The sequence below is a fragment of the Lachnospira pectinoschiza genome (genome assembly GCF_020564355.1).
Taxonomy (GTDB): Bacteria; Bacillota; Clostridia; order Lachnospirales; family Lachnospiraceae; genus Lachnospira; species Lachnospira intestinalis.
In genome coordinates, this window is record NZ_JAJCRR010000002.1 from 166,336 (window position 1) to 190,534 (window position 24,199).

General features: G+C 43.6%; 21 protein-coding genes. 19 read left to right on the forward strand and 2 right to left on the reverse strand.

Going from position 1 to position 24,199, the window contains the following annotated elements:
* Positions 1-17 precede the first annotated feature (17 nt).
* The 11 genes from LI288_RS04040 to LI288_RS04090 all read left to right on the forward strand — a co-directional run bounded on the left by LI288_RS04040 (position 18) and on the right by LI288_RS04090 (position 11,492).
* Entirely contained in the window at positions 18-794 is a 777-nt protein-coding gene (locus LI288_RS04040) for a ZIP family metal transporter (protein WP_227089788.1), read from the forward strand.
* A gap of 215 nt (positions 795-1,009) precedes the next feature.
* On the forward strand, positions 1,010-1,525 hold the full coding sequence (locus tag LI288_RS04045) for a CarD family transcriptional regulator (RefSeq protein WP_227089520.1): 516 nt from the start codon (positions 1,010-1,012) through the stop codon (positions 1,523-1,525).
* Positions 1,526-1,686: 161 nt separating this feature from the next.
* On the forward strand, positions 1,687-3,276 hold the full coding sequence (locus LI288_RS04050) for a potassium/proton antiporter (protein ID WP_227089521.1): 1,590 nt from the start codon (positions 1,687-1,689) through the stop codon (positions 3,274-3,276).
* Positions 3,277-3,446: 170 nt separating this feature from the next.
* On the forward strand, positions 3,447-3,797 hold the full coding sequence (locus LI288_RS04055) for a GntR family transcriptional regulator (protein ID WP_022432837.1): 351 nt from the start codon (positions 3,447-3,449) through the stop codon (positions 3,795-3,797).
* Positions 3,798-3,919: 122 nt separating this feature from the next.
* Complete coding sequence (locus LI288_RS04060; RefSeq protein WP_022432836.1) at positions 3,920-4,606, forward strand: ABC transporter ATP-binding protein; 687 nt, start codon at positions 3,920-3,922, stop codon at positions 4,604-4,606.
* A gap of 23 nt (positions 4,607-4,629) precedes the next feature.
* Positions 4,630-5,379 (forward strand): hypothetical protein, encoded by a 750-nt coding sequence (locus tag LI288_RS04065; RefSeq protein WP_227089522.1) that lies wholly within the window; start codon positions 4,630-4,632, stop codon positions 5,377-5,379.
* 182 nt (positions 5,380-5,561) lie between these two features.
* The gene (locus LI288_RS04070; protein ID WP_022432834.1) at positions 5,562-6,179 is read left to right on the forward strand and encodes a DUF3793 family protein; all 618 of its coding nucleotides are present in this window, start codon (positions 5,562-5,564) and stop codon (positions 6,177-6,179) included.
* A 46-nt stretch (positions 6,180-6,225) separates the two neighbouring features.
* Complete coding sequence (locus tag LI288_RS04075) at positions 6,226-6,651, forward strand: flavodoxin (protein WP_227089523.1); 426 nt, start codon at positions 6,226-6,228, stop codon at positions 6,649-6,651.
* Between the two features lie 17 nt (positions 6,652-6,668).
* A complete protein-coding gene (locus LI288_RS04080; protein ID WP_022432832.1) occupies positions 6,669-6,953 on the forward strand; it encodes a DUF2325 domain-containing protein in 285 nt (94 codons plus the stop codon).
* Between the two features lie 136 nt (positions 6,954-7,089).
* A complete protein-coding gene (locus LI288_RS04085; protein ID WP_227089524.1) occupies positions 7,090-9,714 on the forward strand; it encodes a translation factor GTPase family protein in 2,625 nt (874 codons plus the stop codon).
* A gap of 200 nt (positions 9,715-9,914) precedes the next feature.
* On the forward strand, positions 9,915-11,492 hold the full coding sequence (locus tag LI288_RS04090) for an extracellular solute-binding protein (protein WP_227089525.1): 1,578 nt from the start codon (positions 9,915-9,917) through the stop codon (positions 11,490-11,492).
* A gap of 335 nt (positions 11,493-11,827) precedes the next feature.
* Here LI288_RS04090 and LI288_RS04095 read toward each other — a convergent pair whose 3' ends face one another.
* A complete protein-coding gene (locus tag LI288_RS04095) occupies positions 11,828-12,835 on the reverse strand; it encodes a LacI family DNA-binding transcriptional regulator (protein ID WP_227089526.1) in 1,008 nt (335 codons plus the stop codon).
* Between the two features lie 153 nt (positions 12,836-12,988).
* On the opposite strand from LI288_RS04095, the gene LI288_RS04100 reads away from it, so the two are divergent.
* Together LI288_RS04100 and LI288_RS04105 are read left to right on the forward strand one after the other, a co-directional pair.
* On the forward strand, positions 12,989-13,780 hold the full coding sequence (locus LI288_RS04100) for a dipicolinate synthase subunit DpsA (protein WP_227089527.1): 792 nt from the start codon (positions 12,989-12,991) through the stop codon (positions 13,778-13,780).
* A gap of 11 nt (positions 13,781-13,791) precedes the next feature.
* On the forward strand, positions 13,792-14,379 hold the full coding sequence (locus tag LI288_RS04105) for a dipicolinate synthase subunit B (RefSeq protein ID WP_227089789.1): 588 nt from the start codon (positions 13,792-13,794) through the stop codon (positions 14,377-14,379).
* Positions 14,380-14,578: 199 nt separating this feature from the next.
* Here the strand turns inward: LI288_RS04105 and asnB are convergent, their stop codons facing one another.
* Complete coding sequence (gene asnB / locus LI288_RS04110; protein ID WP_227089528.1) at positions 14,579-16,429, reverse strand: asparagine synthase (glutamine-hydrolyzing); 1,851 nt, start codon at positions 16,427-16,429, stop codon at positions 14,579-14,581.
* A 165-nt stretch (positions 16,430-16,594) separates the two neighbouring features.
* Between asnB and LI288_RS04115 the strand changes: the two genes are divergently transcribed.
* The 6 genes from LI288_RS04115 to LI288_RS04140 all read left to right on the forward strand — a co-directional run bounded on the left by LI288_RS04115 (position 16,595) and on the right by LI288_RS04140 (position 24,096).
* Positions 16,595-18,049, forward strand: coding sequence for a GDSL-type esterase/lipase family protein (locus LI288_RS04115; RefSeq protein WP_227089529.1), 1,455 nt, complete (start codon positions 16,595-16,597; stop codon positions 18,047-18,049).
* Positions 18,050-18,071: 22 nt separating this feature from the next.
* Positions 18,072-19,289: an aminotransferase class I/II-fold pyridoxal phosphate-dependent enzyme gene (locus LI288_RS04120; RefSeq protein ID WP_022432822.1), complete on the forward strand. Its 1,218-nt coding sequence runs from the start codon at positions 18,072-18,074 to the stop codon at positions 19,287-19,289.
* A 14-nt stretch (positions 19,290-19,303) separates the two neighbouring features.
* Positions 19,304-20,686: an MATE family efflux transporter gene (locus tag LI288_RS04125; protein ID WP_022432821.1), complete on the forward strand. Its 1,383-nt coding sequence runs from the start codon at positions 19,304-19,306 to the stop codon at positions 20,684-20,686.
* Positions 20,687-20,717: 31 nt separating this feature from the next.
* Positions 20,718-21,278: a nitroreductase family protein gene (locus LI288_RS04130; protein WP_022432820.1), complete on the forward strand. Its 561-nt coding sequence runs from the start codon at positions 20,718-20,720 to the stop codon at positions 21,276-21,278.
* 197 nt (positions 21,279-21,475) lie between these two features.
* Positions 21,476-23,074 carry an MBL fold metallo-hydrolase RNA specificity domain-containing protein gene (locus tag LI288_RS04135; protein WP_022432819.1) on the forward strand — a complete coding sequence of 533 codons (1,599 nt, stop codon included), beginning with the start codon at positions 21,476-21,478 and terminating at the stop codon, positions 23,072-23,074.
* Positions 23,075-23,172: 98 nt separating this feature from the next.
* Positions 23,173-24,096 (forward strand): diacylglycerol/lipid kinase family protein, encoded by a 924-nt coding sequence (locus LI288_RS04140; protein ID WP_022432818.1) that lies wholly within the window; start codon positions 23,173-23,175, stop codon positions 24,094-24,096.
* The last annotated feature ends 103 nt before the right edge of the window (positions 24,097-24,199 follow it).

Consider the following 24,199-nt stretch of genomic DNA (forward strand, 5'->3'; position numbering starts at 1 on the left):
TGGAGGAGGGTATGAGTATTGATGTTTTAATAGGAATTTTGATTCCGTTTGTGGGGACGGCACTGGGAGCAGCGTGTGTATTTTTCTTAAAAAATCAGATACCGGCGCTGGTGCAGAAAGGGCTGCTGGGTTTTGCTTCCGGCGTTATGGTGGCGGCATCCGTGTGGTCACTTTTAATTCCTGCGATTGAAATGAGTGAGGATATGGGGAGAATGGCATTTGTTCCGGGGGCAGTGGGAATTGCCGTCGGCATGGCATTTTTACTGCTCATGGACAGACTGGTGCCGCACCTGCATTTAGGAGCGGAAAAGTCGGAAGGGCTGCCTGCCCATTTAAAAAAAACAACGATGCTTGTCCTTGCGGTAACGCTGCATAATATCCCGGAGGGTATGGCAGTCGGTGTGGCATTTGCCGGATATCTGTCCGGGGAAGGAACAATTACGCTTGCCGGGGCAGCGGCACTTGCGATGGGTATTGCCATTCAGAATTTCCCGGAAGGGGCGGTGATTTCACTGCCGCTTCGCAGTGAGGGACAGAGCCGTTTAAAGGCATTTGTATGCGGCACGCTTTCCGGCATTGTAGAGCCGATTGGCGCAGTGATTACGATTGCATTTGCGGGCATTTTAACACCGATTCTGCCCTACATTTTATCGTTTGCCGCAGGCGCCATGCTTTATGTCGTGGTAGAAGAATTAATTCCCGAAGCCTCCGAAGGCAATCACTCCAACATCGGAACACTGGGCTTTGGTGTGGGATTTGTCGTGATGATGATATTAGACGTAGCACTCGGATAAAATTAATAATCGCTTATTCACCGGAGGTTATTTAGAAATATTGTTTAATTTGCAAAAAACTGGAAAAAATAAAAAAAGAACTTACGAAAAGGGGAAAAATCCTTTAAAATGAAGATGATACCAGGGCGGATTGTGGGAGTGCACAGCACGGAACAATTCGCAGGTATCACAAATATGTAGGTAAAATGTTGGTTTGCAGAAGAATGGAGGAAACAATGTTTCAGATCGGTGAGTATGTGGTACATGGAAACGACGGAATCTGTGAAGTAAAAGACATTACACAACTGGAACTGCCGGGCGGCAGTTCTAAAAGGCAGTATTATCTGCTGGTTCCGCAAAAGGAAAAGAACGGGCGGATTTACAGTCCGGTGGAAAGCAGCAAAGTCCAGACGCGCAAAGTCATTACAAAGCAGGAGGCAGACACGCTGATTCGTGAAATTCCTGCAATTCAGGCGGCATGGGTTGAAAATGAAAAGCTGCGGGAAAATGTATATAAAGAAGCAATCAAAAGCTGTGATTTGCGGGAACTGGTAAAAATTATTAAAAATATGTATCTGCGCAGACAGGAGCGCATTTCAAGCGGCAAAAAAGCAACGGTTTTGGACGACCGTTATTTTAAGCTGGCAGAGGATAAATTGTACAGCGAACTGGTGTTTGTAACCGGTAAAGACAGAAATCAGATTGAGAAACAGATAGAACAGCAGGCAGCGCAGTGCAGGGAATCTGTATAGAAGTCTGTTTTATAGCAAAATGGTTTAGAATAAAAAGCACAAGTCTGAATAAAAATTCGGATTTGTGCTTTTTTTCTGACAATTCATATGATATTCTAATAAAAGATGTCAGGCATAACAGGATGCTTTGACAGCATAAAAATGGGAAAACAGGAGGAAGAATGGTAGTAGAATTGATGTTGATAGCATTAATACTGGTGTTATGTATTATTGCGGATAAGTTTTCGGGCAAATTCGGAATGCCTGCGTTAATTTTGTTTATCGGAATCGGTATGCTGTTTGGCAGTGACGGAATTGTAAAGATTCCATTTGATAACTTTGCAGTAACCGAACAGATTTGTACGATTGCACTGGGATTTATTATGTTTTACGGCGGCTTCAACACCAAGTGGAAGGCGGCAAAGCCGGTTGCAGTCAAATCATTGTTATTGTCAACGGCCGGCGTATTTCTGACCGGGTTTCTCACGATGGCATTTTGCTGTGTGGTATTAAAGTTTCGTTTCGCAGAGGGTTTCCTTTTGGGAGCGGTCATTTCCTGTACGGATGCTGCGAGTGTATTTTCCATTTTACGAAAGAAAAAGCTGAATTTAAAAGACGGCGTGGCTTCCCTGCTTGAAATCGAAAGCGGCAGTAATGATCCGACGGCGTATATGCTGACGGTGATTGGTATTTCTCTGGTAAACGGTGAAAATCTTTCAACTGTGCCGTATGCTATTTTTGCGCAGATTGTATACGGTGTGGCAATCGGTGTTGTGCTTGCCGTATTTGGTATATGGGTGCTGACAAAGACAAGAGTGGTAACAAACGGTATGTATACGGTATTTATACTGGCGCTGGTGCTGTTTGGCATGGGCTTTTCGTCACTGGTGGGCGGAAATGCATTTTTAAGTATCTACCTTTTGGGGATTCTTATGGGAAACAGCAGTATCCGCAATAAAAAAGAAATTATTCCGTTTTTTGACGGAGTGACGGGATTATCCCAGATTGTGATATTCTTTTTACTGGGTCTGCTGTCATTTCCGCACAAATTTCCGTATATCATGGGAACGGCGATTGTTATCGCACTGTTTATCCTGCTGATTGCAAGACCGCTCACGGTTCTGCTCATTTTAAAGCCGTTTCACTGTTCACTGAATCAATGTCTGCTGGTTTCGTGGGCGGGGCTTAGAGGTGCTTCATCGATTGTATTCTCGATATTTGCCATGGCGGCGGGAAATGACATTTCAAGAGATTTATTTCACATTGTCTTTATGATTTCGCTGTTATCTGTTGCGGTACAGGGCACACTGCTTCCGTATGTTTCACGGAAACTGGATATGATTGATGATAAGGCAGATGTCCAAAAGACATTTAATGACTATCAGGAAGAGTCGGCAATTACGCTGATGCGCATGTATATTCCAAAGGGACATAACTGGGAAAATAAGCATATCAGCGAGGTACATATGCCGACAGGCGCACTGGCACTCATGATTAAGCGTGATGATGAAACGATTATCACACGCGGCAATACGCAGATTCTGGCAGGGGATAGCCTGATTTTAAGCGTGCCGACCTATAATCCGGATGATGACGAAGGACTGGAAGAAATTTTTATCGACAAAAATCATCCATGGGGCAACCAAAGAATCGAAGACTTAAATCTCCCGGAAAATGTCCTGATTGCGCTGATTAAGAGAAATGAACGCAATATTATCCCGGACGGAAAGACGTTTATCGAGCCGGAGGACGTTGTGGTGCTCTATAAATAACTTTAAAAAGCACCGAAACAGTAACAGCGGCTGTTTCGGTGCTTTTTTGTATGAATCTTTTTTGCATAAAAGGACAGAAAAATTTCTTGAAAAAAGAACATTGACAACACTATTATCATAGTGTACTATATAACTAGTTCACTGATACACAAAAGAAAGGAGGACGACGAATGGAATTTGAAAATAATATCCCGATTTACATTCAGGTTATCAATCAGATAAAAAAGGATATTATTACAGGAAAGCTTCCAATGGGTGCGAAACTGCCATCCACAAGAGAACTGGCGGTTTTATATCACATCAATCCGAATACGGCGGGGAGGGTTTATAAAGAAATGGAACTTCAGAATATGTGCTATACCAAAAGAGGGCTCGGAACATTTGTAACCGAGGATGCCGCGGTGTTTAAAGCCCTGCGGGAGTCCATGGCACAGGAATTTATCAGTAATTTTATCAAAGAAATGCAGGATTTAGGATACAGCAAAGAGGAACTGCTGGCAGAGGTGTCGGCGAAATTTTAAAAGAAGTAAAGCGGAAATGCGGAATGGAGGGAAGTGTGAAAAATCATAAATTAAAATTTTTCACACAGCTATTTGCGCCACAAGTGCCGCAAATAGATTGATTGTAGATTGGAGAGGAATATATGTTAAATTGTTCAGATGTTAAGAAAACGTATTTTAATAAGACGGCTGTGGAGAATATCAGCCTGTCACTTGAAAATGGAAAGATTTACGCACTTTTAGGCCCGAACGGGAGCGGAAAGACGACGTTTATGAAGATGATTGCAGGACTTGTAAAGCCGACAAGCGGAACGATTCTTTATGAAAATGAGCCGATAGGCGTGCAGTCCAAAAGAGAAATCGCTTATCTGCCGACCGAAAGCTTTTTCTACTCCTTTATGACAGTAAAGGATGTGGGAATTTATTACCGGGACTTTTTTGAAGATTTTGATATGGAAAAATACGCAAAGCTGATAGCCGATATGGATTTACGGATGGAGGATAAAGCCAGCAAGCTGTCTTCCGGCATGGCTGCCAAGTTAAAGATTGCAGCAACACTTGCAAGAGCCGCAAAGCTCTATCTGTTAGACGAACCGTTAAACGGTATTGATATTATTGCAAGAGAAAAGGTAGTTACAACGATTTTAAATGCGGTTGGTGAAGAAAGCAGTGTTGTCATTTCAAGCCATCTGGTCGATGAACTTGAGGCGGTAGTGGATTCTGTGATCTTTATAAAAGAGGGCAGAAACATTTTACAGGGTGAAGCCGAGCAGATAAGGGAGCAGCGAGGCAAGTCTATTGTAGAACTTTATAAGGAAATATATGCGTAAGGGCGGAAAGAGAGGTTAAGAGTATGTTAAAGCTGATGAAGTATGAATTTAAAAAGCAGATGTTTTCAAAAATAATTATTGCGGCAATATTAGGGGTACTGACACTGTATTTCGGAATTGCGTGCGTGATAGATAAGGAAACCCATGCGGCAATCGCAACTATGCTGATATTTACCGTTATGGTTTTTGCGGGATTGTATGTGGCGGTAGAAAGCTTGAGCGTATATGATAAGGATTTAAAGACCAAACAGAGTTATATGCTGTTTCTTGTTCCGAAGTCTTCCTATGAGATTCTTGGCGCAAAAATGATTTCGGCGGTACTGCAAATCTTTTTTACCATGCTGATTTACGGTATCGTGGCGGTGCTGTGCGGTTCGGTTTTCCTGATAAAGTACAGCAGTGTCAGAGAACTGATGACACTGGTCCAGAACATTTTAGAAATTAATTATTCTGTCAGAGTGGACTGGGGTTTTGCAGTCCAGAAGATTTTGACGGTTTTTGTTACATGGGTATTTATTGTAGTGCTTGGATATTTTGTGGAAACGCTGATATATACACTGGTGCATAAAACTAAGCTGACCTCATTTATTGTTTTTGTGGCATATATTTTATGCTTCTGGGGAGTTGTAAGCGCCGATAATGCAATTTTAAATGTGATAAGCAAATCTTCACAGGTAATGCAAAGCAGTGTGGAAATTCTTTTCTTCCTTGTTATTAACACACTGCTGTATGTGGCGTCAGCATGGTTAATGGATAAAAAGCTGAGTGTGTAAAAATGCGGTATACGGAAAAAATCCGGACGGTGAAAAATCGTCCGGATTTTTTATTGTGCAGATACCGGACTGCACATAAAAAATAATAAAAAGATACTTGACGGATACAGAGAGTTAGTGTATACTAACCATTGTAAAGAGGTTAGATAAAACTAACTATGGTTTTATATGGAGGAGAAAGTATGAGCCGGGAGATTTTAAAGCTTGTGCAGAAAATCGACAGCAGTACAGTGGATTTGCAGATGGTTCTGCAATGTGCACCGGTGCTTGCCGGATTAAAGGTTTCCAATATGTTAAGTGTAAGCCGGGCGTTTTATCCGCGTATACTTGAGGTGTTAAAGGAAACGGATATTTCCTGTTATCTGCTGCGGCAGACAGATGAAAAAGTTATTCTTCTGCTGTACAAGGAGCAGGAATTACAGCAGCAGCTTTTAGAAGCGGATACGAGAGCATTTTTAAAATCCTACGGATACACACAGTTTGCGGTAGAAGATGTTTTGGATTTATTCAAAAAGCGTTACTGCGACAATCTGTGTACAACAAAGGATTTTCCACATGAAATGGGTGTGCTTTTAGGATATCCGCTGGAAGATGTAAAAGGCTTTATTAACAACCGGGGCAGGAATTTTCTCTATACAGGCTATTGGAAGGTTTATTCTGATTTACAGCAGAAGGTGGATTTGTTTGGATGTTTTGAACAGGCAAAAGAACAGATGATACGGCTGCTGTCATACGGAATGGATATTCAGGAAATAATAATGATGTTTCATTATGAGGAACTGCGGGAAGCAGTTATCTAAAGGAAGCAGACAAAAAAATATGCACAAACCAGTGCAGGAAATGAGGATGAACATGGCAAAAGTAGTTTATTGGTCACAGACAGGCAACACACAGACAATGGCAGAGGCAGTTGCAAAAGGAATCACAGCGGCAGGCGGCAGCGCGGAATGTGTTGCGGTATCGGATATTACACCACAGGACTTGGCGGGTGAAGCTGTATTTGCATTAGGATGCCCGGCAATGGGTGCAGAGGTTCTTGAAGAATCAGAAATGGAACCTTTTGTGGAAGAACTTGAAAAGAGTGTATCCGGCAAGAAAATCGGTTTATTCGGTTCTTACGGCTGGGGTGACGGTCAGTGGATGAGAGACTGGGAAGAAAGAATGAAAGCAGCAGGTGCAGAAATTGTCGGAGGAGAAGGCGTTATCTGCATGGAAGCACCGGATGATGAAGCAATAGCGGCTTGTGAAAAGCTGGGAAGCCAGCTTATCTAGTCAGATAAGGAGAAAGCATGAGTGTTGTAATTGTTGGGGGACATGACCGTATGGTCAGTCAGTACAAGAAAATCTGTAAAGAACATAAATGTAAGGCAAAGGTATTTACACAGATGAGTGCAAATCTGTCAAGCCAGATTGGAAGCCCGGATCTGGTGATTTTATTTACCAATACGGTGTCACATAAAATGGCGCGCTGCGCAGTTGTTGAAGCTGAACGCGCCAATGCGAATATTATCAGATGCCACACAAGCAGCCAGGCTGCATTAAATGAAATTTTAGACAAGGCAGCCGCAGTGTAAAAACCAGATAAAAGAAAATAAAATATGAGGGTAAATGTCTGCAATTCCGCAAATGAATGAGGGATTGCAGACATTTTGCGTGCATGATAGAATGTAATGTACATTATATTCACAGGAAAGAGCAGGGTGCAGAAGAATGAATCAGCAGGAATATAAAATTAAAAGATTCTGTATGGCAGTCCTTGCCCATGTAGATGCGGGAAAGACGACCTTGTCAGAGGGGCTTTTGTATACAGGGGGAAGTATCCGTAAAGTCGGAAGAGTAGATAATAAAGATGCATATTTTGATAATTTTGAACTGGAGCGGACGCGCGGTATTACGATTTTTTCAAAGCAGGCGCAGATTTATTGGAAAGACTGTGAGATAACGCTGTTAGATACGCCGGGACATGTGGATTTTTCGGCAGAAATGGAGCGGACATTACAGGTACTGGATTACGCCATTCTGGTTGTCAGCGGCGCAGATGGCATACAGGGGCATACACGGACATTGTGGCGTCTGTTAAACCGGTATAAAATCCCGGTATTTTTATTTGTCAACAAAATGGACCAGCCGGGAACGGACAAACAGGCGGTTTTATCACAGTTACAGCGGGAGTTTAGTGTTTCGTGTGTGGATTTTTCAAAAAAAGACGACAATCCGGACGAATTCTTTGAAAATGTGGCGCTTTGTGATGAATCAGTATTAAATGATTATCTGAATAGCGGCAGTATTGAAACGGACGTTATCAAAGAACTGATTGCATCAAGAGAGCTTTTTCCGTGCTTTTTCGGTTCGGCATTAAAAATGACCGGCGTGGAGGAACTGCTTGAAGCGGTGACACTGTATGCAAAACAGCCGGTATATACAAAGGAGTTCGGTGCGCGTGTATTTAAAATCGCAAGAGATGAGCAGGGCGCGCGCCTGACGTATATGAAGCTGACCGGCGGCATTTTAAAGAATAAAGAATTGTTAAGCGGCGGAAAAGATTCGGAAAAATGGTCGGAAAAGGTCAATCAAATCCGCATTTATTCCGGTGAAAAATATACCGCACCGGCGCAGGTGCAAGCCGGTGTGGTCTGTGCGGTAACGGGACTGACAAAGACGTATCCGGGACAGGGGCTTGGTACACAGGCAGGGACGGTTGTTCCGTTTTTAGAGCCGGTGCTTACGTATTGTATTGAACTTCCGGCAGGCTGTGATGCGGCGGTATTTTTACCGAAGCTGCGGGAGTTAGAGGAAGAAGAACCACAGTTACATATTGTATGGAATGAAAAATTACAGCAGATATATGTACAGGTAATGGGCGAAGTCCAGATTGAAATTTTAAAAAGCCTGATACAGGAGCGGTTTGGTGTCAGCGTGGAATTCGGCACGGGAAGCATTGTCTATAAAGAAACCATTCAAAATACGGTAGAGGGTGTAGGACATTTTGAACCACTGCGCCACTATGCGGAGGTTCATTTACTTTTAGAACCGCTGCCGCGGGGAAGCGGGCTTGTCTTTGCCGCAGACTGCAGTGAGGAACAGCTCGATAAAAACTGGCAGAGACTGGTGTTGACGCATTTGTATGAAAAAGAACATTTAGGTGTGTTGACCGGCAGTGTTATTACCGATATGAAGATTACGTTAAAGGCGGGAAGGGCACACCAGAAGCATACCGAAGGCGGTGATTTCAGACAGGCGACATACCGTGCGGTGCGGCAGGGCTTAATGCAGGCAGAAAGTGTGCTGTTAGAGCCGTATTATGAATTCAGGCTGGAAATTCCGGAAACGGCAGTCGGCAGGGCAATGACGGATATTGAAAGGATGTGCGGCACATTTGCGTTACAGCAGACACACGAAGCAGGCATGGCAGCGATTACGGGAGAAGCCCCGGTTTCTACGATGAAAGACTACTATAAAGAAGTGGTTGCCTACAGCAAGGGTACAGGCAGGTTGTTCTGTAACCTGAAAGGTTATGAAGTCTGTCACAATCAGAATGAAGTTTTAAAAACATGCGGCTACATTGCGGAACGGGATTTGGACAATCCGGCGGATTCTGTCTTTTGCGCGCACGGTTCGGGGTTTGTAGTCGGCTGGCAGGAAGTGCCGGAGTATATGCATCTTGAAAGCATTTTAAAGGAAAAGCGTAAAGACGAGATGCAGCCGCAGAAAGCTGCTGCAAGAAGCGTGTCGGATGAGTGGATTGGCACGGAAGAAATTGATGAGATTTTACGCCAGACCTATTATGCCAATAAAAGGGATAAGTCCATGCCGCGTACCGGTACGAAAAAAAGAACGATTACCCGCGTGGATACACTGCCAAAGACTTCGGGAATGACAGTGCGCAGCTACGACCAGCCGGCGCAGAAGGAATATCTTTTAGTAGACGGCTATAACATTATTTTTGCATGGCAGGAATTAAAGGAGCTGGCGGCTGTTAATATTGACAGTGCGAGAGGCCGGCTTTTGGACATTTTGTGCAATTATCAGGGAAGCCGCCAGTGTGAGCTGATTGTTGTATTTGATGCGTACCGTGTGAAAGGACATGTGACAGAGTTTACAGATTATTACAATATTCATGTGGTCTACACAAAAGAAGCTGAAACGGCAGATGCTTATATTGAAAAATTTGCACATGAAAATGGCAGAAAATATAAAGTCACGGTTGCAACCTCGGACGGGCTTGAACAGGTGATTATCCGAGGGCAGGGGTGCCTTTTGATGTCGGCAAGGGAGTTTGAAGCGGAGGTTAAAGCAAGGGAACAGCATATCCGTGAAAACTATCTGACACCGTAATTTCGTTTTTTAAAGCACTTTCATAAATAAGATTTGTAAAAACAGTTTGTAATTTAGGTAAAAATTTAGTAAATCTACTAAAAAATGTATTTCATTTAGTACAATCTGCACATATAATACACAATATGATGTACCTAACCAATACATCATCATAAACCTATAAAACTTTTTACAAAATAAAACTAATTGGAGGGTGTTTTATGAGAAAAACAGTGAAAAAGCTTACTGCGGTAGGTCTTACCGTAACATCCGTACTCGGACTGGTAGCCTGCGGAAGCAGTAAAGGAACAACAAGCCAGGGAACATCAGAAAACAAAGAAGTAACAAAGCCGGATACATTTACCGTAATGTGTGATGGTACAGTTGTTACAGAAACAAATGGAGCAGAGGCATTTTACAAACAGTTAAATGAAGCAACAGGACTTGATATTAAATGGACACGTCCTGACCATGCAAGCTACTATGATGCCGTAGCCAATGCATTTAACTCAGACGATACCATGCCGGACGTTGTACTGCTTTCATCTGATTATTATGCACTGTATGCATCAAACGGTTTCCTTTGGAATATGACAGATGCATGGGAACATTCAGAAACAAAGAATTCCGGAAGATTAATCAGCACAGCCGACAATGTTCTTTCCGCACTGATGGTAAACGGTGAAGATGGAACAAAGGCAATGTACGGATTATCTCTTTACCGTGGTAACGGATGTTGTACATATGTAAAGAAAGCATGGCTTGACAAGGCGGGCATTGATGCTTCCAAGGTAAAAGATGTACAGATGGATTTTAATACATATTACGGCTATTTAAAGCAGATGGCACAGACAATGGGACATTATGTTATTTCTTCTCCTGGTTTTATCCATCCGGAAGCACCGAATACAAACTATCTGCCTGAATTTTATCAGAAAGCACAGTATACTTTCTACAAGGATACTTCAGGAAAATATGTAGATGGATTTGCACAGCAGGAAATGAAAGAAGCTCTTCAAAGACTCCAGACAGCCGTAAATGACGGTGTTATTGATAGGGAATCCGTAAATAACTCAACAGCCAATGCAAGAGATAAGTTCTATTCAACAGACCCGTCAACAGAAACCGGTGTATTTACATACTGGGCAGGTACATGGGCAAATACGTTAAAGACAAACCTTTCAAACAAGGGCTTGGACGATGAACTCATTGCCATTAAGCCAATCAAAGAACTGGGTGCGTATACAGAAAGAATCGCACCATGCTGGTGTATCACATCAGCCGCAAAGAATCCGGAAGGAATCTTTAAGTATTTCATTGATAAGATGTTAGATGGCGGCGATGTCCAGATGCTTTGGACACACGGTGCAAAGGGTACACACTGGGATGACAAGGCAGAAACTGTTACGGTACAGAAGAAGGAAGACCAGCCAAAGACATACACAGAAGGACAGTTCCATTACCTTCCGGGTATTGAAAAACCGGATCAGTGGCAGACAAAGAACCACATTGACCCAATCCTTTCTATTGCAAACTTCACAAATGGTTATGTAGGTGAGTCCTTAATTCCTGAAGTTGCAAGAGAAAATGGTGAATTCTTCGCTGAAAACTCTCAGGTAGCCGTACCGCTTCCAATGACATCAGAGTTATCTAATAATATCGGTGATATTAACACAGCAAGAACATATGTTATTGCACAGGTAGCTTTGGGTTACATGACAGTAGATGAAGGTATGGATTACTACAACAAGACAGTCGGCTCATTAAGCAATGCTGTTTTAAAGTCATTAAATAAGTAAGTAAACCAACTGAATAAATGAATAAAAGGCTGCGGCTTGGTGGTGGAATACCACTGGGCTGCAGCTTTTTGTTACGTTTATTTATAAAGATTAAGTAAATCCTGTACTGGAAGTCACAGGCAGAAACACCACGCTATCGAAGTCAAGCACCAACGGTAAGACAGAAGTACTGTTTAGCCACCACCACTCCACAGGCAGAAAACACCCCGCTATCGAAGTTAAGCACCAACGGTAAGACAGAAGTACTGTTTAGCCACCACCATTCCACAGGCAGAAAACACCCCGCTATCGAAGTCAAGTGCCAACGTTGAGATAGCGGGGTGTTTTCTGCTCCCTTAAATCACCGACTTCCGCGCAATATACGTCGCGGAAATTTCAATCTTCACAGAATAGTATTCATCCGATTCAATCACATTAATCAGTCGTTCTGCAGCGGTTTTGCCAAGATTCTGCTTCGGAACGTGAATCGTGCTTAATGCCGGAATCACACTGGTGCTTAACGGCATATTGTCAAAGCCGATAATCGAAATATCTGCCGGTATTTTATAACCTTTATGCTGAAAAGCTTTCATTGCGCCGATAGCGATGTTGTCATTGTCTGCAAAATAACAGGAAGCAAGCGGTGTGTTTTGTTCCAGAAGTTCCAGCATATCTGCATAAGCGCCCTCTACGGAAGGTGAGAGCAGGTGGACAACCGATTTGGAAGACGGAAGTCCGTTTTTGCGCAGTGCGCGGTAAAAGCCCTCACACCGTTCCTCATAAGAATGAATCGGATAAGAGGAGTGTAAATATCCCGGTTGTCCGATGTGCTTGTGAATCAGACGAACCGTTGCATTAAAAGCACCCTGCATATTGTTAATCATCACGCAGTCCACATTCGGAAAGTCGCAGTAAGTATCCAAAAGCACAATCGGCACAGTCAGGTTTTTCAGATACATAAAATCAGGCTTCTGCATTTCCGTTCCTAAAATAATCAGCCCGGCACAGTTTGAATAAATGATGTTGTTTAACTGTTCTAAAACGTCCCCTTCTTCATAGAGATTCCGTACCAGCAGTTTGTATTCATGCTGTGCGCAGGCGGTGGCAATACCTTCCTGAACCTGTGTGATAAACGGATTTTCATAAACAACCGCGCCGTCTTTAATATAAATTAAAAAATAAATTGTACCGGCTGTTGTTTTTTTCTCTCCGATTTTTGAAAAGTCGTAGTTGCTTACGCGCGCCGCATCTAAAATTTTCTTTCGTGTTTCGGTGCTGATTCCGGGCTTGTTGTTTAAAGCAATGGATACAGCGGACGGCGAAAGCCCCAGTTGTTTTGCTAATTCTTTAGCCGTAATTGACATATGTAAAATCCCTCCACAACATTTTATAAAACTATATAAAATGTAAAAATAATTATATTATAGTATAACCTATTTCCGAAAGGAATTCAAGCGCGTATAATCAAGGACAGGTCTTATGGCATAGGATAAATTATAGGGAAATAGGAGGCGCATATGAAAAAGAAATTTTTGCTGATGGGCACCGATGTCAGACAGCAATATTTAAAAGAAATGTTAGAACAGCAGGGACATCATACAGAATGGATTCAGACAGTGACACCGGTTGATGCGGCAGAGTATGATGCGGTACTTCTGCCGGTTTCGGACAGCAGGGCGTATTATGACCAGGTGGCGGATTCCGTGCATGGAGGACAGCTCATTTTCGGCTGTAACCTGCCCAAAAAAGAAACCGGACAAAATTTGGTGGAAAATGTGCCGGAGTTTGTTGAGTATATGCAGGAAGATGACACGGCGTATCATAATGCGGTGGCAACGGCAGAAGGTGCGGTTGCGGAAGCGATTCTTCACAGTACAATCAATCTGTGCGGTGCAAAAAGTCTTTTAATAGGATACGGACGATGCGGAAAAGTACTGGCAGACCGGCTCATGCGCATGTACAGCTGTGTGACCGTGGCAGAGCGAAAGGAAAGCGCACGCGCACAGGCGGAAGCTTTTGGATTTGACAGCGTGCCATTCCCGTTACTGCCGCATTTGCAGAAATACGGAAAAGAGTATGCGTATATTTTTAATACTGTTCCTAAAAAAGTGCTGACATCTAAGGAACTTGAAAATGTAAGCGGTGAAGTGACGATTATAGACATCGCTTCCAGACCCGGAGGAACGGATTTTGAGTATTGCCGTGCAAATAAAATGAATGCGGTGCAGGCACTCGGTCTGCCGGGCAAATATGCGCCGAAGCGCTCGGCGGAAGTTTTAATGAAAGTCATTGAACAACATATCAATTAAAGAAAGGCAGAATCGGCATGGAAAAGAAGACCATCGGTATAGCCATAACAGGCTCGTTTTGCACCTTTGATAAAATGACAGGTGTCATCAAAACACTGACAGCATCGGGAATGAGAGTAATTCCTATTTTTTCCGAAAATGTACAACATATGGATACACGGTTTGGCAAAGCAGAAGATTTCCGCAAAAAAATCTGTGAGATTACAGGAGAGCAGGTCATTGATACCATTGCAAAAGCAGAACCGATTGGGCCGAAAAGCAGTCTGGATGCGCTGGTGATTGCACCTTGCACCGGAAATACGATAGCCAAGCTCGCAGCGGGCATTACCGATACGCCCGTGTTAATGGCGGCAAAAGCACATCTGCGCAATGAAAAGCCACTGGTGATTTCAATTTCCACCAACGATGCGCTCGGCATGAATTTTAAAAATATCGGCACGCTGATGAATATTAAAAATATTTATTTTGTGCCGTTTGGACAGGATAACTATGAAAAGAAGCACCATTCCATGATAGCACATGTGGAAAAGATACCGGATACAATTGAAGCGGCTTTGCAGGGAAAGCAGATACAGCCGGTCATCGCTTCGCCGTTTTGACAGGGAAATAAACAGGAAAATTAACCCCAAAAGGGTTGCAAAGAATAAAAAATGTCCCGGTCAAAGTGTCAGCGTGCGCTCTCTAAAAAACGTGCGTTTAACACTTTGACCGGGACATTTAAACATTTTTAAACCGTTTAACAGATATTTAACAGGTACATTTCACTGTGTCAAAATTAATTTTCTTTATAAAATCATTCTATAAAATCGTTACATGGTACTCTGTCAGCCAGTAGTGAATCTGCAACAGATAGGCAGTCATCTGCGGACCGGCCATCAGTTGTCCGTACCACGGCTGACCGTAGTCTTTCGGATTGTCTAAAAACTTCTGTACGGCGGTGCGGTCAAGGAGCGGCAGGAGCGGACTGCTTTCATCGGATAGTACTTCTTTTAAGCGGGCAGACAGCAGATTCTCATAGTACGGATTGTAGGTTTTGGGATACGGACTTTTTTTGCGGAACAAAATTTCATCCGGCAGCAGTCCCACGGCAGACTGGCGCAGAATATTTTTAACCAGTCCGCCTTTTGCTTTCATTTCCCACGGGATGTTAAAAACGTAGGAAACAAGCTTTTTGTCGGCAAACGGCACACGCGCTTCCAGTCCCGTGTTCATGCTGGTTCTGTCCATGCGGTTTAACAGTGTCTGCATAAAAAATCTGATACTTAAGTAGCCGATACGGCGGCGGCTCGTTTCTGTTTCATTTTCCATAGGGAGAATATCGACTTCACTGACAGCGCGGTCATAGGCATTTTTTACATAGTCTTCCATACGCAGGGTATTTGCAAAATCCGCATTTAAAAGTGATTTCCGCGGGGCGAGGGTCGGTGTCCATGGGAAAGTGCCACAGTCTAACATGGATTCCCGGTGAAACCACGGATAGCCGCCGAATACCTCATCGGCACATTCACCGGTCAGTACAACCTTGTGCGTGTGGCTTACCTGCTCGCAGAAATAAAGAAGCGAGGAATCAATGTCTGCCATGCACGGCAGGTCGTGCGCTTTTACGGAACGCAGAAGATAATCCGCCTGTGTCTGGTTGGTACATTCCAGATAAGTATGATGACTGTTTAAATAAGAAGCCATTTTTGCGGCATACGGTTTATCCATGGAAGGCTGGAAACTGTTTGATTGAAAATAGTTCTCATTGTCCGTAAAGTCAAAGGAAAAGGTCTTTAACTGTCTTCCTTCTTTTTTTAACTCCCCTGCGCATACGGAAGATACCAGACTGGAATCAATTCCTCCGGAAAGGAAAGTGCAGATAGGAACATCGGAAATCATCTGGCGGCGGATTGCACCGGTGAGCAGTTCACGGACAGTTGCAATGGTTGTTTCGTAGGAATCTTCATGTGGGTGGGATTCCAGCCGGAAATAGGTCGTTTCTCGGACACCGGCACGTGAAACACTTAAATAAGAACCCGGCAGAACCTCATGCACATTTTTATAGACACCACAGCCGGGCGTGTGGGCAGGACCTAAGGAAAAAATTTCATTCAGTCCGTTACTGTCAACAGCGGGTGCAATGCCGGGATAGCAAAAAAGTCCCTTTAATTCGGAAGCAAAAACGAAAGTGTTTCCGGTCTGTGTGTAAAAAAGCGGCTTTACACCGAAGCAGTCGCGAAATAGTGTCAGCGTTTCGTGGCGTTCATCATAAACGGCAAGTGCAAAAATGCCATCCACGTCCTGAATAAAAGACGGTCCAAAGTGAATGAAACCCAGCAGTAAAACCTCCGTGTCTGAAGTGGTTTTAAAATGAACCCCGAGGGTGGTGAGTTTGTGACGTAAATCATCTGTATTATAAATTTCACCATTGTATACAATGTGATAGTGGTAGTCCGAATAAATTTTTGACATCGGCTGTGCGCCGCCCGTAATATCAATAATTGAAAGGCGGCGGTGTGCCAGTCCGCACCGGTTGCAGAGCAGTGTGCCGGAGGCATCCGGTCCGCGGTGTTTTAAAGTCCTTCCCATTTTTGCAAGCAGTATCTGATATTGTTCTTCATTTGATAAAAAAGATGCGTCAGCATCGAAAAATCCGGCTATTCCGCACATAAATCTCCTTTGGCAGGCAGGTCAGTTATATTTTTATAAATCTATGTAAAAACAAAATGAATTATACACAAAAGTCGGGTCAATTGACTATTGAAATGTGTGATATGTCGGTGGTAGAATATATGAATCATATTAGCAGAAATGCCTGCGGAATTGGAGAACAGCATGAAAGAAAGAAAAAAAGTTTTATGGGTTATCGGAGATTCAACATTAAGCAGTTTTAACGATAAATATTACTATCCGAGGTACGGATACGGAACAAAGCTGGCGGCGTATTTAGATGATGCGGTTGAAGTGAAAAATATTGCACTGTCGGGGCGGAGCAGTAAAAGCTATACGACAGAGCCACAGTATAAAGAATTGACGGGCGGTATGCAGAAAGGCGACTTTTTGCTGATTGGCTTCGGACACAATGATGAAAAGACGGAAGAAGCCCGTTTCACCTCAGCACGGGGGGACTATAAAACGGCAGGTTCATTTGCGGCATCTTTATATGATAATTATATTGTACCGGCACAGAAAGCCGGCTGTCAGGTGATTTTATGCACACCGATTGTCAGAAGAACAAAAACCGGTGAATGGAATGCGCAGGATCTGCATGTGACACAGGATTTTGGCACGTATCCGGGCGGAGATTATCCGCAGGCAGTCCGGGAACTTGGAAAAACACTGGGGCTTCCGGTTGTGGATATGACAAAGATGACAAAGGCACTTTATGAAACACTCGGAAAAGACGAAACGGTGTATTTACATGCGTGGACGTCTGATAAAGCGGCAAGCGTGGATAATACGCACACCAATGTATGGGGTGCAAGGGTCAATGCGTGTCTTTGTCTGAATGAAGTAAAGAATCAGCAGGTGGCAGGGCTTTCCGAACACATTTTGGATACGGATGAAAAAGAAGTCTTAGACCGTAGTAAATATTTAGTATCCAATCCTGAATATCACCCGGTTGTATTTACCTCGGATTTACCAAAGAGCCGTTTCTGGGAAGATGCGGCAGGCTTTTCGGGTACGGTATTCGGCGATGTGCTTGAAGAAGTATCCAAAGAGCATTTTGTGTTAGAACCGGCAGGTGAAAATGCAGTACATATTGCAGTCAAAAATAACTGCGGAAAGATCGCGGCAGTATCGGACGGCATAGCGATGTATTATAAAAAAATTCCGGCGGACAGACCGTTTATTCTGCGGGCAAAAGCCGTAATTCACGATTATTTTTTAAATGATCAGGTATCCTTTGGATTAATGGTGCGTGATGATTGTTATGTGGATAAAACGACGGCGGATATTTTAGGAGATTATGTAGCGGCGGCACCGCTTTTGCTGACACACGGGGCGCAGTGCTGGAACTGCTTTGCAAGAAAAAGCGGTGAACTGGTGAAGGGTGGAATCTGCACCAGAGCATACAAACCGGGCGATGTCGTTGAACTTCAGATAGAAAGCACACAGGACGGATATGCCTGCACCTTCGGCAAAGAACAGACCATAACAGGCGGATTTGACTTCCAGCTGACCAGCATTGATGCAGAACACGTTTATGCGGGAATGTTTGTTTCAAGAAATGCCGACGTGACATTTACAGATATCGAATTAATTTTTAAGACACCGGAAAATGAATGATGAAAAGAAAGGCGTAAAGAAAATGAGAACATTTGCAAAATCATCAAAATTAGACAACGTTTGTTATGACATCAGAGGTCCGGTCATGGACGAAGCCAACCGCATGATTGAGCAGGGCGTTGAAATTTTAAAATTAAATATCGGAAACCCGGCACCGTTTGGTTTTAAAGCACCACAGGAGCTGGTAGACATGATGCGCGGTAATCTGGAAAATGCGGAAGGCTATTCGGATTCCAGGGGCTTGTTAAAATCCAGACAGGCGATTGTGGAATACTGCAAAAAGAAAAATATCCCGAATGTCGGTGTCAATGACATTTATACGGGAAACGGTGTCAGTGAGCTGATTACACTGTCTATGAACGGATTGCTTGACAACGGCGATGAAGTACTTGTTCCGTCACCGGATTACCCGCTGTGGACGGCATCGGTTACGCTTGCGGGCGGAAAAGCGGTGCATTACCTGTGCGATGAACAGTCTAACTGGTATCCGGATATCGCGGATATGCGTAAAAAAATTACGGATAAGACAAAAGGCATTGTTATTATCAATCCGAACAATCCGACCGGTGCATTATATCCAAAGGAAATTTTAGAGCAGATTGTAGAACTGGCAAGGGAGCATGAACTGCTGATTTTTGCCGATGAAATCTATGACCGACTTGTGATGGATGGCAAACAGCACATTTCCATTGCTTCACTGGCGCCGGATTTATGTGTTGTCAGCTTTAACGGACTTTCAAAGTCCCATCTGATTGCGGGCTACCGCTGCGGCTGGATGTGTATCAGCGGCGACAAGAGCCGTGCAAAGGGCTATATTGAGGGCATTAACCTGTTATCATCCATGCGCCTTTGTGCAAATGTACCGACACAGTCCGTTATTCCAAAGGCACTGGAGATGCTGGATTCGACCAAAGAAATGTTAGAGCCGGGAGGCAGGGTGTATGAACAGCGTGAATACATTTACAATGCGTTAAATGATATTCCGGGTGTGAGCGCGGTAAAACCGGAAGCGGCATTTTACATTTTCCCGAAAATGGATATGAAAAAGTTTCATATTAAAGATGATGAGAAATTTGCGCTGGATTTCTTAAAGGAGAAAAAAATTCTGGTAACGCACGGCGGCGGTTTCCACTGGAATACACCGGATCATTTCAGAATTGTCTATCTGCCGGATGTGGATACGCTGACGGAAGCCTGCACACGAATGAAGGACTTTTTTGCACATTACGTACAGGATTAAAACGAGGAGAAAATATGTTTCGGAAGTTAAGAGCAGAAGCAGAGAGGGAGAATGGAAAAGAAAACAAGCTTATGTTTGACAACAGGGCATTATTTGCTTTGCTGTTACCGATTATTATAGAACAGATTTTAAATTCCTTTATGGGAATGGTGGATACCGTTATGGTCAGCAATGTAGGCAGTGCGGCGATTTCGGCGGTATCGCTGGTGGATTCTATCAATAATCTTGTTATTCAGGTGTTCTCGGCAATGGCGGCGGGGGCTGCCATTGTCTGTTCAAGATTTATCGGGGCGAAAGACAGGAACGGCTGTAACCGTGCGGCACGACAGGTTGTGTTGACTGTTTTTATCATTTCCGTGGCGATTATGGTATTCGGATTGATATTCCGTGTGCCGTTACTGCAGGTGGTTTTCGGTGCGATTGAACCGGAGGTTATGGAAAATGCAATGATTTATTTCCTGATTACGGTGGTTTCATATCCGTTTCTGGCACTGTTTAATGCGGGTGCGGCATTTTTCAGGGCGGAGAGCAATGCCAAGCTGCCGATGTTTGTGGCGGCAGGCACGAATGTTTTAAATATTGCCGGAAATGCCGTTTTTATTTTCGGCATGAATATGGGTGTTGCCGGTGCGGCATTATCGACACTGCTGTCGAGAGTGTTGTGCATGGTTATCATTTTTGTACTGTTAAGACGTAAAAATCAGATGATTGTTTTAGACCACTATTTTAAAATCCGTCCTGAAAAGAACCTGATTTGTCAGATTCTGGCAATCAGTATTCCGTCCGGTGTGGAAAACGGTATGTTTCAGTTTGGTAAGCTGGCAATCCAGTCTACCGTATCAACCATGGGTACGACAGCGATTGCGGCACAGGCGATGACAAATATCTTTGAAAATGTCAACGGCGTATTCGGTATTGGTACGGGAATCGGATTGATGACCGTGGTCGGACAGTGTATCGGAGCGAAACATTATAAAGAAGCAAAATACTATATGGTAAAATTAACCGTCATTGCGGAAGTGGGACTGACGATATCGTGTCTGCTGGTTTATGCGGCGGCACACCCGGTTACGCTTATAGCAGGCATGGAAGCGGAAAGCGCAGCACTGTGTATGCAGATGATTGCGGCAATTACGATTGTAAAACCGGTTGCCTGGGTGCTTTCATTTGTACCTGCATACGGATTGCGTGCCGCAGGAGATGTCCGCTTTTCAATGATAGTTTCCGTAACTACGATGTGGTGTTGCAGGGTTGCCCTTTGTATCTTTCTTGTAAAAGCATTTGGCATGGGACCAATGGCAGTCTGGATTGGTATGTTCGCAGACTGGTCTATCCGCTCCGTAATCTTTTCGGGCAGATTTTTAAGCGGTCGGTGGCTGAAAAAAGCGATGAATTAATAGAAAAATGCCTGCGGAAATGAGGATTAATATGATTAGAGAATTAGCATTAAAGAACCGGTCTTACAGAAGATTTTACGGTGAGAAAAAGATTGATGAAAAGACACTGCGGGAATTGGTGGATATTGCAAGGAATACACCGTCTGCGGCAAACAGACAGCCGCTTCAATACCGTCTTGTGTGTGATGATGAAACAAACAGCCGTGTATACGACTGTCTTGGCTGGGCAGGCTATTATAAGGACTGGGACGGTCCGGTAGCAGAGGAACGTCCATCAGCATATATTATTATGGTGACACCGCAGGATGTAAATCCGCAGTGGGATGAAGGCATTGCGGGTCAGACCATTCTGCTTGCGGCGACAGAGCAGGGGCTTGGCGGCTGTTTTATCGGAAATATCCGGAAAGAAAAGCTTGCTGCTGTTTTAAATCTGCCGGAGGGCTATAAGGTGGATTTGTGCATTGCACTGGGATATCCAAAAGAAGAAGTGGTATTGGAAGATATTGCGGGAGATGGCGACATTCATTACTACCGTGATGACAATCAGGTACAGCATGTGCCGAAAAAGAAGCTGGATGACATTTTAATATAAGAAGTAACGGCAATGACAGTTCTATGGAAAATAGGAATACGGTCTTCTGTTTTCTTGCAATTTTTAAATTTTGTGGGAAAAGTGAAAAAACACGCCTTGGATTCGATAAAATATTGTCAAAATAACCAAATTATGATAGTATATTAGTAAGCTATGTACGAGAAAAGCTGCAAAAGCAGCAGAAAAGAGGTAAGGTTATGAGGTTGACATTTTTAGGGGCAGATCATGAAGTAACAGGCAGTTGTCATTTCTTACAGGCATGTGGGAAAAATATCCTTATCGATTGTGGCATGGAACAGGGCAATGATGTTTATGAGAATCAGGAACTGCCGGTTCCTGCATCTGACGTAGATTATGTATTGCTTACACATGCACATATTGACCATTCGGGACTGATACCGCTTCTGTATGTGAACGGATTCCGTGGAAAGGTCTATACGACAGAGCCGACGGTGCAGCTGTGCGAGATTATGTTAAAAGACAGCGCACACATTCAGATGTTTGAGGCAGAATGGCGCAACCGTAAGGCAAAACGTTCCAACGGTACGTTAAAGGAATTTGTTCCACTGTATGATATTGAAGCGGCAATTAACGTTATGAAGCAATTCGTAGGCTGTGCCTATGAGGATATTATCCAGTTAGATGAAGGTATTAAAATCCGGTTCCGTGATGTCGGACATCTGTTAGGTTCTGCCAGTATTGAAGTGTGGGCAGAGGAAGACGGAGAAGCCCGCAAGATGGTATTTTCCGGCGATATCGGAAATATGAACAAGCCGATTGTGAAAAATCCGCAGTATACGTCCGATGCGGATTACGTTGTTATGGAATCTACCTATGGTAACAGAAGCCACGGTGGTACGCCGGATTATGTAACAGAGCTTGTCAGGATATTTGAAAGGACGTTTAACCGTGGTGGTAATGTTGTGATTCCTTCCTTTGCAGTTGGCAGAACACAGGAAATATTATATTTTATCCGGAAGATTAAACAGGATCATTTAATTGACCGTGAGTTTGATGTATATATGGATAGTCCGCTGGCAATTGAAGCAACCAATATTTTTCAGAAAAATGTGGATATGTGTTTTGATGAGGAAGCGATGGCACTGGTAAAAGGTGGAATCAACCCACTGACATTTCCGGGGTTAAAGTTTGCGGTAACGGGCGAAGAATCAAAACTGATTAATTTTGACCCGAAGCCGAAGGTAATCTTATCGGCTTCCGGTATGTGTGAAGCGGGACGAATCCGCCACCACTTAAAGCATAACCTGTGGCGGCCGGAATGTACGATACTGTTTGTCGGTTATCAGGCAGTCGGTACAACAGGCAGAATTATTGTAGACGGTGCAGATGAGATTAAGCTGTTTGGTGAGCCGATTAAAATCAGTGCGGAAATCGTACAGCTTCAGGGTGCAAGCGGTCATGCCGATAAAGAAGGCTTAATACGCTGGGTATCCCAGTTTGAAAAGAAGCCGAAAAAAGTATTTGTTGTACACGGTGAAGACAGCGTGTGCGATGAATTTACGGAGTGTCTGCGTACAGAGCATGGATTTAACGCGGAAGCGCCATATACGGGAGCCAGTTATGATCTGATTGCAGGCGAGTGGCTGACTGAGGGCAACCGCAAGAAGAGGGAAAGAAGAAGTGTTAATAAGAGGAATCAGGGTGTCTTTGACCGCCTGATTGCCGCAGGAAAGCGTTTGATGACAGTTATTCAGCACAACGAAGGCGGTGCAAATAAGGATCTGGCAAAATTTGCTGACCAGATTAATGCGTTGTGCGACAAGTGGGACAGATAATAAATTGTAAAGCAAACATCTATGTTGGCAGATGAGAAACCGCCTGCACGGATTTTCCATCGCCGCTTTGCAGCAAGTTGCTCAGAAACGAGGATTGTATGAAAAAAATAGTATTCGTGCTGAATCCTCACTCGGGAAAGGCACTGATTAAAAATGCATTACTAAAGATAATACAGGTGTTTTCGGAAGCGGGGTACGATGTGACTGTGTATCCTACGAAGGCACCGCTTGACGGATATGAGTACCTGAAAAAGCGTGAAGGTCAATATGATGTGCTGGTATGCAGCGGCGGTGACGGAACGTTAAATGAAGTGGTACGTGCCGTATTGGAATATCAGGGCGATAAACCGCCGATTGGTTATATTCCAAGCGGCAGTACCAATGATTTTGCAACCAGCCTGAATATTCCAAAGGACATGGTGCGTGCGGCGCAGCATATTGCGGCAGGAGAGCCTGTTCAATGTGATATCGGAAGGGCAAACGGTGAACGCTCGTTTAATTATGTGGCAGCGTTTGGTGCATTTACAGAGGTTTCATATGCGACACCGCAGCATTTAAAAAATCTGCTGGGACATCAGGCATATGTACTGGAGGGTGTTAAAAGCCTTGCGGCATTAAAACCGTACAAAGTAAAAGTTACCAGTAATGAACTTCAGGTGGAAGATTCGTTTGTATACGGTATGGTAAGCAATACAGAGTCCGTGGGCGGTATGCGCGGGCTGGCAGGAACCGGTGTGGACTTACAGGATGGATTGTTTGAAGTGACGCTGATTAAGGAAATTAAAAATCCAATGGAAGTACAGCAGCTGGTGACGGCATTTCTTTCAAAAAACTTTGAAAAATGTGATGTTTTGTACTCTTTTAAGACCAGTAAAATCACTTTTGAATCAGAAGAAGCAATCAAGTGGACACTGGATGGTGAGTATGGCGGAGAGTGGAAAGAAATGAGGCTGGAAGTAGAACCGCGGGCAATAGAGTTCATAATTAAGAAAAGAAAGGAAAAGACAAAAAAACTTAATTAAATGAACACAAAACGAAATTAGCTTAAAAAACAATAAAATAATTAAAAAATGATTTATAAAATTAAGTCGAGGGTTTTGAAAAAGCGCAAATAAAACCCTCGAC

Coding starts and splice junctions, on each gene's coding strand:
- LI288_RS04045 (WP_227089520.1), top strand. CDS start 1,010: ATGTTTCAGATCGGTGAGTATGTGGTACATGGAAACGACGGAATCTGT.
- LI288_RS04050 (WP_227089521.1), top strand. CDS start 1,687: ATGGTAGTAGAATTGATGTTGATAGCATTAATACTGGTGTTATGTATT.
- LI288_RS04055 (WP_022432837.1), top strand. CDS start 3,447: ATGGAATTTGAAAATAATATCCCGATTTACATTCAGGTTATCAATCAG.
- LI288_RS04060 (WP_022432836.1), top strand. CDS start 3,920: ATGTTAAATTGTTCAGATGTTAAGAAAACGTATTTTAATAAGACGGCT.
- LI288_RS04065 (WP_227089522.1), top strand. CDS start 4,630: ATGTTAAAGCTGATGAAGTATGAATTTAAAAAGCAGATGTTTTCAAAA.
- LI288_RS04070 (WP_022432834.1), top strand. CDS start 5,562: ATGAGCCGGGAGATTTTAAAGCTTGTGCAGAAAATCGACAGCAGTACA.
- LI288_RS04075 (WP_227089523.1), top strand. CDS start 6,226: ATGAACATGGCAAAAGTAGTTTATTGGTCACAGACAGGCAACACACAG.
- LI288_RS04080 (WP_022432832.1), top strand. CDS start 6,669: ATGAGTGTTGTAATTGTTGGGGGACATGACCGTATGGTCAGTCAGTAC.
- LI288_RS04085 (WP_227089524.1), top strand. CDS start 7,090: ATGAATCAGCAGGAATATAAAATTAAAAGATTCTGTATGGCAGTCCTT.
- LI288_RS04090 (WP_227089525.1), top strand. CDS start 9,915: ATGAGAAAAACAGTGAAAAAGCTTACTGCGGTAGGTCTTACCGTAACA.
- LI288_RS04095 (WP_227089526.1), bottom strand. CDS start 12,835: ATGTCAATTACGGCTAAAGAATTAGCAAAACAACTGGGGCTTTCGCCG.
- LI288_RS04100 (WP_227089527.1), top strand. CDS start 12,989: ATGAAAAAGAAATTTTTGCTGATGGGCACCGATGTCAGACAGCAATAT.
- asnB (WP_227089528.1), bottom strand. CDS start 16,429: ATGTGCGGAATAGCCGGATTTTTCGATGCTGACGCATCTTTTTTATCA.
- LI288_RS04115 (WP_227089529.1), top strand. CDS start 16,595: ATGAAAGAAAGAAAAAAAGTTTTATGGGTTATCGGAGATTCAACATTA.
- LI288_RS04120 (WP_022432822.1), top strand. CDS start 18,072: ATGAGAACATTTGCAAAATCATCAAAATTAGACAACGTTTGTTATGAC.
- LI288_RS04125 (WP_022432821.1), top strand. CDS start 19,304: ATGTTTCGGAAGTTAAGAGCAGAAGCAGAGAGGGAGAATGGAAAAGAA.
- LI288_RS04130 (WP_022432820.1), top strand. CDS start 20,718: ATGATTAGAGAATTAGCATTAAAGAACCGGTCTTACAGAAGATTTTAC.
- LI288_RS04135 (WP_022432819.1), top strand. CDS start 21,476: ATGAGGTTGACATTTTTAGGGGCAGATCATGAAGTAACAGGCAGTTGT.
- LI288_RS04140 (WP_022432818.1), top strand. CDS start 23,173: ATGAAAAAAATAGTATTCGTGCTGAATCCTCACTCGGGAAAGGCACTG.